Below are 208 nucleotides of genomic sequence, written 5' to 3' on the forward strand. Positions count from 1 at the left end.
AGACACGACAGACATTTTGGCTGGGTATCAAGAAATAAAAGAGCGAGTTGAATATTTGCTTCAAAACTGGGAGTGTCTTGACGGTGAAGGTTTAAGCGATGAAGATGTAAATCGGAACTTACACCACATTTATAAAAAAATCGAATGGCGATATGATAAGGGTGAAGATTCAGTTCCACAACTTACATTTGAATATAAGCAATAACCG

The 208-nt window shown here is 37.0% G+C and carries 1 protein-coding gene; it reads left to right on the forward strand.

All coding sequences use genetic code 11. The annotated features are described in order from the left end of the window. The coding region (locus tag EOC06_RS41370) for a hypothetical protein (protein ID WP_206631546.1) at positions 1–205 on the forward strand (205 nt) is incomplete at its 5' end. Between the last annotated feature and the right edge of the window lie 3 nt (positions 206–208).

Origin of the sequence: Mesorhizobium sp. M7A.F.Ca.MR.362.00.0.0, from assembly GCF_004023175.1 — a bacterium.
GTDB lineage: Bacteria > Pseudomonadota > Alphaproteobacteria > Rhizobiales > Rhizobiaceae > Mesorhizobium.